The following is a 17,387-nucleotide window of genomic DNA, read 5'->3' as shown; positions in this document are numbered from 1 at the left end:
CGACGTCAGGCGTCACCGCCGACCACGTCGCACCACAACCCGAATCGTCAGGGGACCTCCGGCGGAACGTCGCCATGACGACTACGACAAAGGAGCGGAAAGCGTGTCAGCGGATACCGTCAATCCTCTCAACGACGACGACGTCGTCGGGAGCGAAGCGCAACTCATCGACGCGGCCTTCGCGTTGCACCGCGGCGGCAAGATGGCCGTCGAACCGACGGTGCCGGTGCGGGACAAGGACGATCTGTCCCTGGCCTACACACCGGGCGTGGCCAAAGTGTGCTCCGCGATCGCGGAACAGCCCGAACTCGTCCACGACTACACCTGGAAGTCCCAGGTGGTGGCGGTGGTCACGGACGGCAGCGCGGTGCTCGGGCTCGGCGACATCGGGCCGGAGGCCTCGCTGCCGGTGATGGAGGGCAAGTCCATCCTCTTCAAGCAGTTCGGCGGGGTGAACGCGGTGCCCATCGCGCTGGACTGCCGGGAGGTCGGCGAGATCGTCGAGACCGTCGCCCGGCTCGCGCCGTCCTTCGGCGGGGTGAACCTGGAGGACATCTCCGCTCCCCGCTGCTTCGAGATCGAGCGCAGGCTTCAGGAGCGCCTGGACATTCCGATCTTCCACGACGACCAGCACGGCACGGCGGTCGTCACGCTCGCCGCACTCCGCAACGCGGCGAAGCTGACGGGACGTTCGCTCGGCGAGCTGCGAGCCGTGATCTCCGGCGCGGGCGCGGCAGGGGTCGCCGTCGCCAAGATCCTGGTCGAGGCAGGCATCGGCGATGTCGCGTTGTGCGACCGCAAGGGCATCGTCGGCCACGACCGCGAGGACCTGACCGGCGTCAAGCGCGAGATGGCGGGTCTCACCAACAAGGCGGGACTGTCCGGCCGCCTGGCGAACGCACTCAAGGGAGCCGATGTCTTCATCGGTGTCTCGGGCGGCACCGTGCCCGAGCCCGCGGTCGCGTCGATGGCGAAGGACTGCCTGATCTTCGCCATGGCCAACCCGGACCCTGAGATCCACCCGGCTGTGGCGCACCGGTACGCCGCCGTGGTGGCCACCGGCCGCAGCGACTTCCCGAACCAGATCAACAACGTGCTGGCCTTCCCGGGCATCTTCGCGGGCGCACTTCAGGTGCGCGCCTCGCGGATCACCGAGGGGATGAAGCTGGCGGCGGCCGAGGCGCTGGCCGCGGTCGTGGCCGACGAACTGGGCGCGGACAAGGTGATCCCGTCGCCGTTCGACGAACGGGTCGCGCCGGCGGTCACCGCGGCGGTCGCCGGGGCGGCCCGCGCGGAGGGCGTCGCCAGGAGGTAGGCCTCCGGCCCGACGAACCACCACGTCAGCTCCACCTCACCAGCCCCACCACATCGGTTCCACACAAACGCACAGGCAGGACAACTGTCCTGGCGTCCGGACGCTACGGCACCTCAGGGCGGTCACGCCGACCGCGGACCACCCGCCGAAGCCCCTCATCGCGAACACGTCGATCAGAACGCTGCTAGCCCTCATCATCCCGACGCCGTGATCCACACCGCGCCGGGGTTTGGCCCGACCTTCACGGAGCCTCACATGAGCATGGAAAGCTACGACACCACGGCACCCTCGCAGGGGGGCCTCTCCGCGGTGATGGAACGCATCGGCTGGACCCGCGCCCACTGGGCAGTGGTGATCATGGTCCTCGCCGGGATGTTCTTCGACGCGCTGGAGCAGGACACCACCGGAGCGATCACCGAAGGCCTCAAGGCCAGCTTCGGGATGGACACGTCCGATCTGGCGTTCCTGAACACCGTCATGATCATCGGCGGTCTCGTCGGCCGGCTCGGCACCGGATACCTCGCCGACCGCAAGGGCCGGCGGTACGCGCTCTCGTTCAACCTGTTGCTGTACACCCTCGGCGGACTCCTCAGCGCCGCGGCGCCGAACCAGTTCCTGCTCGAAGTGTCACGGTTCATCGTGGGTATCGGACTCGGTGGCGAGTTCACCGTCGGCCTGGCGCTCGTGGCCGAGATGGTCTCCACGAAGTACCGGGGCACGGTGGCCGCGTCGCTGAACATAGGCTCCGGCGGCGTGGGCAACTTCGTCGCCTTCGGCCTCTTCCTGGTCGTCCTCGGCCCCCTCAACGACATGCTCGGCGGCACCTCGATGAGCTGGCGCTGGCTCTACGTGCTCCTCGCCGTGCCCGCGCTGCTGGTCGTCCTCATCCGCAGATACATGCCCGAGTCCCCGCGGTTCCTGCTGTCGAAGGGCCGAGTGGAGGAGGCCAACGCGGCCCTGACCGTCATGGCCTCGGGCCGGCTGACCCGCAAGCTGCAGGGCCCTCCGACGCCGTACCTCACCGAGGCGGACATCCCGGACGTCGTCGGCGAGTCGGTGCCGCTCAAGTCGTTGCTCTCCAGCACCTCGCTGAAGCGCACCGCCGCGATCGGGGCCGCGTCCTGGATGTCCTTCGGCGGCCAGATCACCCTGCTCGTGCTGATGCCCACGATCCTGGTCTCCCAGGGCTACAGCATCAGCGACAGCCTGGCGTTCACGATGACGATGAACTTCGGCAGCCTGCTCGGTGCCTGTGCCGCGGCCTACTTCGCGCAGCGGCTCGGCCGGCGGACCACGGTCATCGGGGCCGCCGTACTCGGCTGCGCGGCAGCCGTGGCGTTCGCGCTCTTCGCGAAGGGCGTCGCGCTGATCCTGATCCTCGGGGCCGCCTTCCAGTTCTTCGCGCTGCTGCTCAACAGCACGCTCGCGGCCTGGTCGCCCGAGGTCTACCCGACCGAGGTCCGCGCACTGGGCACCTCGATCGTCAACGGCATCGGCAACGTCTCCGGCGCGGTGATGCCCCTGATCGCGGTTCCGGTCTTCCACGCCTACGGCATGTCCGGCGTCTTCCTGATGCTCGCCTCGATGTACGTCGTGCTGGCGATCTCGGCCCGGTTCGCACCGGAGACGTACCGGCTGTCGCTGGAGCAGATCAACCGCAGCCAGGTCTGACCCACGTGAGCCCACCGCGCTCGACGCCGCTGGAGCCACAACAAGGAAGGAAAGAGATGAGACAGTACAGCGTCCCGGTCGACTACCGTCGCATGGAGTCGCTCCTGCGCGATTTCGAACCCAGCTTCGAGTTCGAACCGGCCGAGCAGATCACCGAAGGCGAGTACGCCGACCGCGTCGAACGGATCCGGCGGGACGCCACCGTCGCCGGATACGACGCGACTCTGGTGCACAGCAGCCTGGTGGGCTGGTACCACACGTCCAACCCGTTCCTGCGCTACATCTGCGACTGGATGCGCGAGGGAGTGCTGGTCATACCGACCGACGCCGACCAGCCGCTCGAACTGCTGTCGTTCTGGACCGAGTCGGCCGTCGTACCGCCGGGTGGCGAACCGCTGCTGGTGGGTGAGATCTGGCAGATCTCACCGTTCGGCCGCGAGAGCGTCAACCGGCCCGGTTCGCCCCTCGGCAAGACGGTGGAGGCCTGCGCCGCGGTCCTCCGCCGTCTCGGGGCCGAGGGCGGCCGGATCGGCACCGTGGGCGACGACACCGCACGGACCTTCTGGACCGCGCTCGGCGAGGCCATGCCGACGACCGGCTTCCAGGACGCGACCGACATCGTGCTCAGGATGCAGCGCGTCCGCTCGGCCGCCGAGATCGCGATCATCAGGTCGGCCGGCCAGTTGATCGACATCGGTTACGAGGCCGCCTGCCACGTCACCCGCCCGGGCGTCACCGACTACGAGGTCTACGCGGCCTTCTCCTACGCGCAGATGGCCAGAGGCGGGGAGACCGGCGACGGCTACCAGATCGGCGTCAACCGGTACGGGACGCACTGCGGAAAGCCCTACGGCCACGTCGTGCAGAACGGAGACCTGCTCAACCTCTACATCTCCAACGTCACCTATCTCGGCTACTGCGCCCAGGCCGCCCGGATGATGGTGATCGGCTCCGCCACGGCGAAGCAGGAGGAAGTGCTCGAGATGACGGTCGACGCCGTTCGCCGTGCCGAGCAACTCATCAAGCCGGGCACCAAGTTCAGCGACCTCCACGACGCGGCGTTCGACGCCTACGTGGAGCGCGGCTACCTGACCTCCAAGGAGACCAGGACGATGCCGTTCAACTGGGAGGCCATGCCGGACGGTTCCCCCCGGCGCGTGCGGCGCGAATACGTGCCGGACGCGGACTGGGAGGCCCAGGGCCGCAGGCTGATGCACGTCTATCCGGCGGCTCCGGGGCCGCACAACCCGAACCTCGGTCACGCCATCGGGATGCCGAAGCTGCCGCAGTACAACGTGGCGTCCCACAACACCGACCGGATGGAACCGGGGATGGTCTTCGTCCTCCACGCGCAGTGGGTCGACCCGCTCGTCGCCGGCTCCAACCTCGGTGACCTCTACGTCGTCACGAACGACGGCTTCGAGAACCTCACCTGCCGCACCAGTGTCGAACCGTACCGGGTCACCGCGTAGTCCGGCCCGGCACGCCCCGCACACCGACAACGAACACGGAGCGCATCAGTGGAAATCCTGAACGTCAGCGCCACCGCACACGGCTCCAACTACCTGCCCGAGTACGTCGCCCGCGAGCACGGCATCTTCGCCGACCACGGGCTGAAGGTTCCCTCCCAGCCGCGCAGCCCGTGGGACGGTGTCATGCACGACCTCGCGGACGGCACCGCGGACGTCGCGCTCGGCGGCCTGTGGGTGCCGGCGATGTACGCGGGCAACGGCCGTGACTTCGTGGCGGTCTGCCAGCTGAACGACCGTTTCCCGATGAGCATCGTGACCCGGGAACCGATCGCCGGCTTCGAGCTGTCCTGGCTCACCGGCAAGACCGTTCTCGCGCCGGGGCAGGGAGGCACCGCGCCGGCGGAGTTCACCCGAGGACTGATGCGTGAGGCCGGGCTCGATCCGTGGCGGACGCGCTTCGCGCACGACCTGTCCACGCAGATGCTGCGTGAGCTGTTCCTCGGCGGGCTGGGCGACGCGTTCATCGCCGACCTCGGCACCGCCACCGAACTGGAGCACGCCGGCCGGGGCCACATCGTCTACCGGCACGCGGAGCGCGGCGGGCGGATGCCGAACAGCGTCTACTACGTCCTGCGGGAACGTCTGGAGGAACTCACCCCGAAGCTCATCCCGTTCGTCCGGTCGATCGACCTGGCCATGGGTCTGCTGCGTACCGGGGAAGCCGGCGACCTGGGTTCGCTGTTCAGCAGCGAGTGGCCCGGGGCGGACCCCAAGGTCCTCGCCGAGGTCACCGCGGAACTCGTGGAGAACGGGACCTGGGCCACGGTCCGGGTGGACCGTGACGCCTGCGACCGGTGGACAGGGATCCTGCACGACGCCGGACTGACGACGGCGCCGGTCGCCTACGAGTCGATCGTGGACACCCGGGCGATGGACGCGGTCGCGTAAGAAGCAGCCGGATCCGGGGGCGGGGGGCTGTGCCTGGCCGGCCGCAGCCGGGACGGCAGACGGCACCGCCGGGTGCGGAACGGATGTTCCGCACCCGGCGGTCGTCGATGCGTTCACTGTGCGGAGTCGGACGTTTCACGTTCCTGCTCCCGCGCGACCCAGCCGGGCGGAGGACTGCCCGGTCCGGGTGGATACCCTGACCACCGTCAACGACGGAGCAGGACAACAGGGGTGGGGCGGGACATGGTGGTGACGGGCAAGGAACCAGGCAGGGCGCTCGCCGGCATCGCCGACGGGACGCCGCCCGGAGCGGATCGCCCTCGTGCGGCGAGTTCCGGGAACGCCCCGACAAGGGCCGGGCGTTGAGAACCGACGGCATACATCCGCCGGGCGGCGCCTTTGCCGGACCGGACCCCACGGACGCGTCCCTGCTCACCCAACTCGGCCTGAGCCCCCGGGAGAGCGCCGTCTACCGGCTCCTCGTCGACCGGCCCGACAGTGATCCGGACGCGCTGGCAGACCCGTCGACGGGGAGGCCCGCCGAAGTGGCGCGCGCCCTCGACCTCCTGGTCGAGCGCGGCCTGGCCAACGCCGACCGCACCGACGAGAGCCCTCCGCGCTACCGCGCCGCCTCGCCGGTGCTCGCCCTCGGTCCCCTCCTCGAATCCCGCCGCACCGCCCTGCACCGCGTCGAATCCCTCGTCGCCGACCTCGCCGAGCGGCACCGCTCCGCCCAGGCCCATGCCACGGGCGCGCCCATCGAGGTGCTGTCGGGGGCCGCGGCGATCCGGCGCAGACTCCTGCTGATGCAGGGCCAGGCCGTCGGCGAGGTGTGCACCATGCTGCCGCTTCGACGGGTGCCCGCGGTGCTCACCTTCGAGGACAACCACAACGAGGTCGAGCACGAGATGGCCCGGCGCGGGGTCGTCATGCGCAGCGTCATCGAGCGTGACTGGCTCGAAAGTCCCGAAACGGCCTCCGCGTTGGCCTCCTACGTGGCTGAGGGCCAGCACATCGTCGTCGCCGACAAGGTGCCCATCAAGCTGATCATCGTCGACAGGCGCATCGCCCTGCTGCCCCTCGACCCGGAGCGCGAGGGCGAACCCGTGGCGCTCGTCGTGCACCGCACCGGGCTGCTCACCGCGCTCGGTTCGCTCTTCGACGAGTACTTCGAGAAGGGCTGGCGGCTGCGCGACTCCGGCACCGGACCCGGCCCGGACGGTCCCGGACGGTCCCGGCTCGACGCCGTCGACCGGCAGATCGTCGCCCTGCTGCACGTCGGCCTCACCGACGCGGCCATCGCCCGCCAGCTCGGCATGGGCCACCGTACCGTCCAACGCCGCCTGCACTCCCTCATGGTGGAGGTCGGCGCCGCCACCCGCTTCCAACTGGGCTGGCACGCGGCCCGATCCGGCTGGCTGGACGAGACACCCGCGAATCGTCCGGAATCCCACCACGGTTGAGGCGCGTTTGCGCCACGGCATATTTGCGTCGGGGCTGATCCCTTGTACGCGGAACGGGCCGTACCGAACCATCGAGCTCACCGAACGCGTGGGACCGTGCACCCCGCGTACAGGTGCGATTTCACGTATCCGTGCAAGATGGAGAGGTTCCTGTGTTCCCCATGAGGACAAGAGGTCTCCGCCGGGCTCTGGCCACCGGAGTGGTCGTCGCGGCCACCGGAGCGTCGCTGCTGGTCACACCGGCCTGGGCCGAGGACGGGGCACCGCAGCCCGCGAACGTCACCGCCGACCGGGTACCGGTGGCCCCGGCCATGACCGAGGGCCTGGACCGGGCCACCCGCAAGGGGACGCCCGCCGAGGCGGCCCGCGCGCACCTCAAGGCCCACCAGCACAAGTACAGGGTCCCGGTCTCCGACCTGCAGACCCTGAGGACCACCAAGGTCGGCAAGCAGTCCACGGTCCGCTTCCGGCAGAAGCACGACGGGGTGCCGGTCTTCGGCGCCGAGTACGCGGTGCAGACCGAGCCGGCCGACGGCGGCCAGAAGGTCCTCTCCGCCACCGGCACGCTGTACACCGACATCACCGTCTCCACCACCCCGAAGGTCACCGAGGCCACCGCCAAGCAGCGGATGTTCTCGCTGGACTCGCGCCTGGGCACCGTCCGGGGCGCCAAGACCGCCGAGCACGGCCTCGTCGTCCTGCCCAACTCCCATGGCGGCACGCTGACCTGGCACTTCACCGTGACCGGCGCCAGGGCTGACGGCAGCCCGGTGCGCCAGGAGGTGTATGTCGACGCGAACGTCGGCGGCATCACCCTGTCGTACAACAACATCGACGCGGCCGACGCCGCGCCCGTGACGGCGACGGGCGTGCGCGTGGACGGCAGCGAGGTGCAGCTGAACGCCAACCAGGAGGCGGACGGCTCGTACACCCTGGCCGACTCCACCCGCGACATGTACGCGCGGACCGGCGGCCAGATACGCACCTACGACGCCCAGCGCAAGAGCTACACGCTCGTCGCGGGCGGTCCGGTCACCGACGACGTCCCGCTGGTGAAGTCCTCGACCGAGCGCTTCGACGGCGCGAACACCACCTCCGGCGCGGTCGACGCCCACGTCAACGCCGCCAAGGTCTACGAGTACCTCAAGAACCAGCTCGGCCGGGACGGCATCGACGGCAAGGGTGGCAGTATCTACTCCGTCGTCAACGTCGCCAGCAGCGGGAAGGACTACGCCAACGCCTTCTGGGACGGCTCCAAGATGGTGTACGGCCACATGAACGGCGTGCCGCTGTCGGTGGGCCTGGACGTGGTCGGCCACGAGATGACGCACGGCGTCACCGAGCACGCCGCCGGACTCGTCTACCTCAACCAGTCGGGCGCCCTCAACGAGGCCATCTCCGACTACTTCGGCAACGCCATGGAGACCGCCGACAAGGGCATCGCCATGAGCGACCCCACGTCCGGCCTCGTCGGCGAGTACCTCTGCAACGGCACCAAGCCGCTCGCGGACTGCGCCCTGCGCGACCTGAACGACGGCCGCAACGCGCAGAAGGACTTCCTGCCCATCACGCTCGACATCGACAACGGGGGAGTGCACTCCAACTCCACCATCGTCGGCGGCGCGCTGTGGGACATCCGCAAGAACATCGACACCAAGCTCGCGGACCAGATCATCTACCGGGCCGCGGAGAACTACCTCACCCCGCTGTCCGGCTTCACCGACATGCGCAACGCGGTCACCCTCGCGGCCAAGTCCATGAAGGTCTCCACGGCCGACCTCGCCGCGATCGACAAGGCCTTCGACGCCCACGGCATCGAGCAGGGCTGGGAGCAGAAGGGCGGCACGCACGACGCCACCACCATCGGCGCCAACGTCCTGCCCGCCTACGAGGTCTACGGCGGCGTCGACGAGCAGGCCGCCCAGATCAAGGGCGACGTCTACGCCATCAGCCACGGCGACGCCATCGCCTGGGACCAGGGCGGCGCCGCGTTCGGCATCACCGTGGGCCGCTTCTCCAAGCACCCGCAGCACGAGCTGGCCCAGAAGGACGCCTACCTGCTCGACCCGTCCCTCGACAGCGACCGCGTCGTCTTCACCCGGATCACCGCCGACGGCGTCGGCATCTACCAGTCCGGCGACAAGGGCCAGGGCGAGATCAAGAAGCTGGTCGACGAGCCGGGCGCGGACGAGACCGAGCCGGTCACCGAGAACGGCGCCCTCGCCTACATCCGCACCACCTCCGACGGCGAGCAGGACGTCATGCTCCGCAAGGCCGACGGCACCACGGTCGACGTGACGCCCGAGCCCGGCACCCAGGCCTCCCACCTCGCCATGAAGAACGGCACCATCGCCTGGGCCGGCGGCGACGGGACGTACCTCTACCTCTACGACATCGCCACCGGCACCACGCAGAACAAGCGGATCGGCGGCTTCCTGTTCAACTACATCTCGGACATCCAGCTCACGTCGGACCGCGTCTTCTACCGTGTGACGAACGGCTTCCTGATCCCGAGCACCACGCTGGGCTCGGCGCCGGTCGACGACGTGAACCAGATGGCGAACCTGCGCTACCCGTCGAGCCTCTACGCCGCCCAGTTCTCCGTGAACGACAACTACCTGGCGTACTCGACGTACAGCATCTGGGGCGCCCTCGGCTCCTGGGACGGCCCCACCAAGGTGAAGGTCGCCAAGACCTCCGACGTGCTGGCCGGCCTGAACGACTTCAGCCGCGTCTCCTGCTCCTCCGGCTCGCAGCTGGCCCCGTCCCTCGGTGACGGCCGGCGCGTCGTCTGGCTCGACACCACGGCCGCCACGACGGACGTCGTGACCCGCGAGACGTTCGCCAACACCTGCGCCTAGCCTCTGTGGCAGTACGGCACTGAGGGCGGCCACCGCTTCGACCGGTGGCCGCCCGCGTCGTGCCGATCGTCCGGTGGGGGAGGTGCCTGACCGCTGCCGCGTCGGCCCGCGCGTGTGGGCCGGCCCAGGACGACTCCGACCAGGACGAGTACCAGCCCGCACAGTTGCTGGACCGTCAGTACTTCCCCGGCGACCGCTGTGCCGAGCAGTACACCAGTGACGGGGTTGAGCAGTCCGATCAGTCCCACTGTTCCCGCGGGCAGGTGACGCAATCCGGTGAACCAGGCGGTGAAGGCCAGAGCGGTGGAGACCAGGGCGACGTAGCCGAACGCCAGGAGTGCCGGTGTGTGGAGCGCGGGGGGAGGGCCCTCCGCGACCGCGGCGACCGGCAGCAGGAACAGGCCTCCGGCGGTGAGCTGCCAGGCGGTCGAGGCGAGCACGTCGGCACTGGCGCTCCACCGCTTGGCCAGGATGTGGCCGAAGGCCGACACGAGCATGGCCGCGGCCGAGGCGAGGATCCCGGGCACGCTCACCCCTCCCACCCCCGTGAGCAGCATGAGACAGACCCCGCCGAGCCCGATCGCGGCGCCGGCCAGGTGTGAGATGCCGGGCCGCTCGGAGACCAGGGCCCAGGCGATGAGCATCATCGCCAGCGGGGACACCGCCATGACGGTCGAGGCGACGCTCGTCGGCAGCAGCTGGGAGGCGGCGTAGACGAGCACGAAGAACACGCTCACGTTGAGCAGCCCGAGCACGGCGGACCGCCACCACCAGGCTCCGTGCGGCCGCCGCCGGCACAGGGCCAGCAGGGCGAGGCCTGCGGGCAGTGCCCGCAGGGCGGCCCCGAAGAGCGGGCGGTCGGCCGGCAGGAACTCGCGGGTGACGAAGTAGTTGGTACCCCAGGCCACCGGAGCGACCGCGGTCAGTGCCACCCAGCGAAGATTAGTTTCCATGGAAGGCAATATAGCTTCCGTGGAAGCTAGTATGGTGTCCATGGACGATCCGCAACCGCTGGACCGCGTGGCCCGCATCCAGGCCGACTGGCGCCGTGAACGACCCGACGTCGACATCACCCCGCAAGGAGTGATCGGCCGACTGCACCGCCTCGCCGGCCGGCTCACCGAGGAGCTCTGTCTCGTCTACGGCCGCTACGGTCTCGGCGAGGGGGAGTTCGACGTCCTGTGCGCACTGCGCCGCGCCGGCGAGCCCTACGAAAGGGCACCCGGTGAACTCGCCGCGTACACCATGGTCACCACCGGCGCGATCACGAAGAGAGTCGACCGTCTCGAACAGGCCGGACTCGTCACCCGCCGCCGTTCCGGCGACGACCAGCGCGGCCGGATCGTCGCCCTCACCCGCCCCGGGCGCGAGCTGATCGACCACGCGTTCACCGACCACATGCACAACGAACGCCGGCTGCTGGATCTGCTGACGCCCACCGAGGCCGAGGCACTCGAAACGCTGCTCACCACCTGGCTCGCCCGCATGGAGGATCCGCGCCCTTCCGGCGACGGCCAACGGGATCTCTCCGGGCGGCCTGGACCGACCGTCGTGCCCCCTCCGGGGCTGGAACCGAATCGACGGTGACATCGTCGAAGGACCGACTGAGCTACGGGGAGGCCCTTTCATGACGAGAACCCGCACGCACCTGCTTGTCGTGTCCGCTGGGCTCGTCCTCGCCGCGGTCGGCTGCGGGACAGGGTCCGCAACGCCCGCCGAAGGGGCTCCCCAGGAGAAGCCGGCCCGATGGTCCGAACCGGACCGGTACTCCTTCCGGCTTCTCTCCGAGTCCGGAGAACGGGGTGGCCTCGGGGACTACCGGATCACGGTGGAGAACGGAAAGGTCGTCAAGGCGATCGGCCTCGACGAGTCGGCGCGGCGTACCGTCAAGGACAATCCACACAACGTCCCGACCCTGGGCGACCTCCTCACCCAGGTCCAGGAGGCGCGCGCGGATCACGCCGAAGTCGCGCACACGGTGTTCGCCGCGGACGGCCACCCCGCCGAGGTCCACATCGACTGGGAGAAGAACGCCATCGACGACGAGGCCGACTACTACGTCACTGAATACCGCGAACTCCCCTGACCGCATGCGACGAGGTCCCGGGGCCCGGCCGTGGGCCTTCGGCCGTTCGGTGGGTCGCCGGTGAGCCGTGCACGCATGTCCAGTGCCGTATCGGCGAACCTTCGCCCCGTCGGAAACCGTGTGCGAGCCACCCGGAGGGGTCTTTACCCTGCGGGCATGGATCTTCGTGAAGAACTTCCGAACGACAGAGGGGCCGTGCGGGATGTTCACCTGCGGGCGTTCGGTGACCATGGCCTTGTCGTGGCCGACCTGGTCGATACCCTGCGGGACACCATCATGCCCGAGGGCGGTCTCTCCCTGGTCGCCGAGCGCGACAGGCGGATCGTCGGCCATGTCATGTTCACCCGTAGCCTGCTCGATGCCCCTCGGAAGCTGGTTGAAGTGCAAGTCCTCAGCCCGTTGGCCGTGATGCCCGAGCTCCATGAGCGCGGTATCGGCTCGGCCCTGGTCCGACACGGACTGGGGATTCTCGCCGAGCGAGCTGTTCCCCTCGTCTTCCTGGAGGGTGATCCGGGCTATTACTCGCGTTTCGGCTTCGCTCCCGGTGGTGGCCTGGGCTTCCGGAAGCCGTCCCTGCGTATCCCGGACGGTGCCTTCCAGGCCCTCAGGCTCCCCGAGTACGAGCCATGGATGACGGGGACGCTGGTCTACGCGGAGCCGTTCTGGCGGCATGACGCAGTCGGCCTCCGTGACCCCAACGCACAGTGATGCACGCTCCCGCCGTCCCGGCGTCTCTGCTCGCACGCAACACACGTACCGCCCGGCCCCGTTGACCGCCCCGCGAAGGGAACCTACTCTGAGCGGCGCAACTCAGTAAGCGCTTTCCATGTCCCGTAGGCAGTTTTCTCACTCGCACCGGGAGCGCCATGAGTCCACTGGTCCGCAGCAGCCGGTCCCCCCTTCCCGTCCTCGTCGTACTCCTCGCCCTCCTTCTCGCCTGGGCCGTGGCCGCGTCGCCACCGGCGCACGCCGACCCGCAGTTCCGGGTCCTGGTCTTCTCCAAGGTGACCAACTTCCGTCACGACTCGATCCCCGCCGGTGTCGAGGCGATCAAGAAGATGGGAGCGGAGAACAACTTCGAGGTCGAGGCGACCGACGACTCGGCTGCCTTCACCGACGCCAACCTCTCCCGCTTCCAGGCGATCGTGTTCAACAACACCAACTCCACGCCCGAGTCCGGCGACCTGCTCGACGCCGACCAGCGCGCCGCTCTCCAGAAGTACGTCCGCGGCGGTGGCGGCTGGGTCGGCCTGCACTCGGCCTCCGCCAGCGAGCGCGACTGGGACTGGTACGGGGACCTGGTCGGCGCGGTCTTCGACCAGCACCCTGCCGTCCAGACCGGCCGGATCAAGGTGCTCGACCAGGCGCACCCCTCCACCGAGGGACTCCCGGACCTGTGGGAGCGGACCGAGGAGTGGTACAACTGGCGCCTCAACCCCACCGGCAAGGTCCACACGCTCGCGCAGATCAAGCAACGTGACGGCATCACCGGCCTGACTCAGGGCGTCGACCATCCGTGGTCCTGGTGCCAGAACTACGACGGTGGCCGGTCCTGGTTCACGGCCGGCGGCCACGACCCCTCCGCCTTCTCCGAGCCGCTGTTCGTCAAGCACCTCCTCGGCGGCATCGAGTGGGCGGCCGGGGCCAGGCCCGGCGACTGCTCCGCCACCAGGACGGGCAGTTTCCAACGCAGCCCGCTGGTCACCGACGGCCTGGCCGACCCGTTCGAGCTGGCCGTCGCGCCAGACCGCAGGGTCTTCTTCATCGAGCGCACCGGCAAGGTGAAGATCGTCGACCAGAAGAACCTGAAGGTCACCACCGCCCTGGACTTCGAGTACACCCCCGAGATGACCAGCCAGTCCGACGGACTGCTCGGCCTCACCCTGGACCGCCACTTCGCCGACAACAACCGGCTGTACCTGCTCTACTCGGACAAGACCGGGAAGCACCTCAACCTCTCGCGCTTCACCGTGTCCGGCTCCACCGTCGACCCGGCGTCCGAGAAGCGGCTGCTGACGATCCCGACCTGGCGTGGCGAGGGCCGGGCCAACTCGCACATGGCGGGCTCACTCGCCATGGACACCAAGGGCAACCTGTACGCGGCGACGGGCGACAACACCGACCCGTTCGAGTCCGATGCCTTCGCCCCGATCGACGAGCGTGAGGGCCGCCGCGCCTGGGACGCGCAGGGCACCGCGGGCAACACCAACGACCTGCGTGGCAAGGTCCTGCGCATCCACCCGGAGGACGACGGCACGTACACCGTCCCCGAAGGCAACCTCTTCGCGCCCGGGACGGACAAGACCCGCCCCGAGATCTACGTGATGGGGATGCGCAACCCGTTCCGGATCACGATCGATCCGCACGACGACGCGCTGATGATCGGCGACTACGGTCCGGACGCCAAGACGGAGGTGCCCGACCGCGGCCCCGAGGGCACGGTCGAGTTCAACCGGGTCACCGAGGCCGGCAACCTCGGCTGGCCGTACTGCATCGGCGACAACATCCCGTTCAACGACTACGACTTCGCGACGAAGACGTCCGGCCCGAAGTTCGACTGCGGCGCGCTCGTGAACGACTCGCCGAACAACACCGGCCTGAGCGAACTGCCGCCCGCCCAGCCGGCGGTGGTGTCGTACGCGTACTCCGCCTCGAAGGACTTCCCCGAGCTCGGCGCGGGCGGCGGCGGCCCGATGAGCGGGCCCGTCTACGCGTACGACGAGGACAACCCGTACAAGGCCAAGTTCCCCGCCTACTTCGACAAGAAATGGTTCACCTACGAGCTGACGCGTCAGTGGTTCAAGACCTTCTCGTTCCAGCAGCAGGACCAGTCCTTCGAGAACTCCCGCTTCCCGGACGCCGAGAAGGGCGACCTGCTGTCGATCAACTCCGTCTTCGCCGACATGAAGTGGAACCAGCCCTTCGAGGCGGAGTTCGGTCCCGACGGCGCCCTGTACGTGATCGACTTCGGTCTCGGCAGCGGAACCGGACGCGGCGGCAGCAACGAGGGGTCGGGCATCTACCGCATCGACTACGTCCAGGACGGACGGCTGCCGGCCGCGAAGGCGGCGGCCGGCCCGGACAACGGTCCCGCGCCGCTGACGGTGAAGTTCTCCAGCGAGGGGTCGGGCGTGCCGGACGGGAAGCCCGTGACGTACGCCTGGGACTTCGACGGGAACGGGACCGTCGACTCGACCGAGGCCAACCCCACGCACACCTACCGCGACAAGGGTGTGTTCACCGCCCGCCTCACGGTCACCGGTCCCGGCGGGCTGGAGGCCGCGGCGGTGAAGGAGATCACCGTCGGCAACACCCGGCCCGAGGTGACGATCCAACAGCCGCCGAACGGCGGGATGTTCGCCTTCGGTGACACCATTCCCTTCAGGGTCAAGGTCAAGGACCCGGAGGACGGCACGATCGACTGCGAGCGTGTGGTCGTGCAGTCCCAGCTCGGCCACGACACGCACCTGCACCCGCTGGACAACTACACCGGGTGCGAGGGCGAGATCGTGACCGACACCGGTGACAGCCACGGCCCGGGCCAGAACCTGTACGCCGGGATCAGCGCGCAGTACGAGGACAAGGGCGCCCCGGGAGCACCGGCCCTCACCGGCTCCGCGGCGCTGACGCTGCGTCCCGCGTTCCGCGAGGCCGAGCACTACACCGCCACCGGCGGCGCCAACGGCGGCGCGCAGATCGGGGACCGGGCCGACGCCTCCGGCGGCAAGCGGCTCGTCGAGATCGAGGACGGCGACTGGATCAGCCTCGACCCGGTTCACCTGAAGGGCATCGACTCGGTGACCGTCGGCGCGGCGTCCGGCGGCATCGGCGGCGACGTGGAGTTCCGGGCGGGCTCGCCCACCGGGAAGCTCCTCGGCACGGCCCACATCCCCAGCACCGGTGGCTGGGGCAACCTCGTCTCGCCGACGGTCGATCTGGCCGACCCGGGCGGGACGACGAAGCTGTACGTGGTCTTCCGCAACCCGGAGTGGACGGCCGACAAGGCGGACCTGCTGGCTCTGGACTGGCTGCACTTCAACGGCCCCGGCGTCCAGCGGCGGCCCGCGGGCAGCGTGGCGGTCACGGCCTCGCCGTCGCAGGGCGCCGCGCCGCTGGCCGTGTCGCTCAAGGGCACGGCGAGCCTTCAGGCCGGGCGGACCGTGAAGTCCTACCACTGGGACTTCGGTGACGGCAGCAAGACGGCGGACACGGCAACGGTCCAGCACACCTACGCCCGCAAGGGCAGCTACACCGCCCACCTCACCGTCACCGACGACAAGGGACACACGACGACAGGAGCGGTCCGGATCAGCGTGAGCTGACGGTCCGGAGCGTGCGGCCCGTGCAGCCCCCGCCGCACAGGCCGGTGGCCGGGCTCGAGGGAGCCCGGCCACCGCGCAAGGCCGCACGGCGACCAACCTTCTTCGCTCCCCACCAACCCACCGCTCATCGGAGGCGACAGCACATGGACGGCGCACAACGGCACGCAACGCGCGACACGGGATCGAAGTCCGCGCACGCGCCCGGACCCGGCAGGCGGTTGTTCCTCGGCGGCCTGCTCGGCGCCGCGGCGGCAGCGGCGACGGCCGGCGCGGCGAGGGCCGCGACCGGCCCCGCCGCGAGCACCTCGGCCGGGACCGGGCAGACGCGGCGGATCCCGCCGAGCGCGATCGGCATGCACCTGTACACCATGCGCGACCCGCTGGCGCGGGACTTCGAGGGCACCCTCGAGGAGCTGGCGGCCATCGGCTACGCGACCGTCGGAGTGAGCGGCCGCCACGGGCACAGCGCCGCCGGCATACGGCGGATGCTGGACGCGACGGGCCTGAAGGCGGTCCTGGAGCACGTCGGATACGAAACGGTCACCGGCAGCGGTCTGCCGCAGGCCCTGGAGGACATCCGTACGCTCGGCGGAAAGTGGATCGTCGTACCGAGCCTGCCGAGCTCCCTGCTCTCTCCGGATGGCTACCGGGAGGCCGCGCGCAAGCTGAACCAGGCGGGGCTGACGGCCCGCGGGGCCGGGCTGAAGGTGCTCTTCCACAATCACGAGCCGGACCACAGGACGGTCGACGGGCAGATGCTGTACGACATCCTGCTCGCGGAGACCGATCCGCACCTCGTCGGCTTCGAACTGGACCTGTACTGGGCGGCGAAGGGCGGTGCCAAGGACCCGGCCGACTACTTCACCGAGAACCGGCACCGCTTCCCGGCCCTGCACGTCAAGGACATGTCCCCGGACGGCGACTTCGCCGACGTCGGCTCCGGAGTCCTGGACTTCCCCCACATGTTCGGCTCGGCGCGACGAGGCGGCGTCAAGCAGTGGCTGGTCGAACACGACAGCCCGGCCGACCCCTTCGCCTCGGCCCGCACCAGCTACGAGTACCTGCGGAACGTGCGCTTCTGACCCGCGTCCTGCGGCCCCGTGGCCTGTCCGGTCCAACACCCGGCAGGCCACGGGGGGTCGCCGATCCGGCGGCGGGGGGGTGCCCCTATGTGTTTGGTCAAGGTCCGAGGCCAGTAAGTTCGTTTGGTCGGGTGCGGAGGCCGAGCCGTGGGGGTGTGCATGGGTGA

General features: G+C 69.5%; 12 protein-coding genes. 11 read left to right on the top strand and 1 reads right to left on the bottom strand.

Annotation, left to right across the window (positions count from 1 at the left end; translation table 11 throughout):
• Positions 1–103: 103 nt before the first annotated feature.
• From ACWC91_RS28115 to ACWC91_RS28090, 6 genes are all read left to right on the top strand, one after another.
• Entirely contained in the window at positions 104–1,315 is a 1,212-nt protein-coding gene (locus ACWC91_RS28115) for an NAD(P)-dependent malic enzyme (protein WP_450642970.1), read from the top strand.
• 255 nt (positions 1,316–1,570) lie between these two features.
• The gene (locus ACWC91_RS28110) at positions 1,571–2,986 is read left to right on the top strand and encodes an MFS transporter (RefSeq protein ID WP_225078798.1); all 1,416 of its coding nucleotides are present in this window, start codon (positions 1,571–1,573) and stop codon (positions 2,984–2,986) included.
• A 56-nt stretch (positions 2,987–3,042) separates the two neighbouring features.
• Positions 3,043–4,458: a M24 family metallopeptidase gene (locus ACWC91_RS28105; protein WP_450642973.1), complete on the top strand. Its 1,416-nt coding sequence runs from the start codon at positions 3,043–3,045 to the stop codon at positions 4,456–4,458.
• 48 nt (positions 4,459–4,506) lie between these two features.
• Positions 4,507–5,406, top strand: coding sequence for an ABC transporter substrate-binding protein (locus tag ACWC91_RS28100; protein WP_450642974.1), 900 nt, complete (start codon positions 4,507–4,509; stop codon positions 5,404–5,406).
• A 362-nt stretch (positions 5,407–5,768) separates the two neighbouring features.
• Complete coding sequence (locus tag ACWC91_RS28095; RefSeq protein WP_450644298.1) at positions 5,769–6,869, top strand: helix-turn-helix domain-containing protein; 1,101 nt, start codon at positions 5,769–5,771, stop codon at positions 6,867–6,869.
• 161 nt (positions 6,870–7,030) lie between these two features.
• Entirely contained in the window at positions 7,031–9,730 is a 2,700-nt protein-coding gene (locus ACWC91_RS28090) for a M4 family metallopeptidase (RefSeq protein WP_450644297.1), read from the top strand.
• Here the strand turns inward: ACWC91_RS28090 and ACWC91_RS28085 are convergent.
• The gene (locus ACWC91_RS28085) at positions 9,727–10,683 is read right to left on the bottom strand and encodes an EamA family transporter (protein WP_450644295.1); all 957 of its coding nucleotides are present in this window, start codon (positions 10,681–10,683) and stop codon (positions 9,727–9,729) included. The genes ACWC91_RS28090 and ACWC91_RS28085 overlap by 4 nt on opposite strands.
• A gap of 40 nt (positions 10,684–10,723) precedes the next feature.
• Between ACWC91_RS28085 and ACWC91_RS28080 the strand changes: the two genes are divergently transcribed.
• From ACWC91_RS28080 to ACWC91_RS28060, 5 genes are all read left to right on the top strand, one after another.
• On the top strand, positions 10,724–11,317 hold the full coding sequence (locus tag ACWC91_RS28080; protein ID WP_225078804.1) for a MarR family winged helix-turn-helix transcriptional regulator: 594 nt from the start codon (positions 10,724–10,726) through the stop codon (positions 11,315–11,317).
• A 40-nt stretch (positions 11,318–11,357) separates the two neighbouring features.
• Positions 11,358–11,816 carry a DUF6174 domain-containing protein gene (locus tag ACWC91_RS28075; RefSeq protein WP_376503109.1) on the top strand — a complete coding sequence of 153 codons (459 nt, stop codon included), beginning with the start codon at positions 11,358–11,360 and terminating at the stop codon, positions 11,814–11,816.
• Between the two features lie 156 nt (positions 11,817–11,972).
• Complete coding sequence (locus tag ACWC91_RS28070; RefSeq protein WP_225078806.1) at positions 11,973–12,524, top strand: GNAT family N-acetyltransferase; 552 nt, start codon at positions 11,973–11,975, stop codon at positions 12,522–12,524.
• 158 nt (positions 12,525–12,682) lie between these two features.
• Positions 12,683–16,138 carry a ThuA domain-containing protein gene (locus tag ACWC91_RS28065; protein ID WP_450644292.1) on the top strand — a complete coding sequence of 1,152 codons (3,456 nt, stop codon included), beginning with the start codon at positions 12,683–12,685 and terminating at the stop codon, positions 16,136–16,138.
• Positions 16,139–16,491: 353 nt separating this feature from the next.
• Positions 16,492–17,220, top strand: a complete 729-nt coding sequence (locus ACWC91_RS28060) for a sugar phosphate isomerase/epimerase family protein (protein ID WP_308043167.1) — start codon at positions 16,492–16,494, stop codon at positions 17,218–17,220.
• Positions 17,221–17,387 lie beyond the last annotated feature (167 nt).

Source organism: Streptomyces sp. NPDC001204 (genome assembly GCF_053598035.1).
This window is presented reverse-complemented; position numbering and strand designations above follow the sequence as displayed.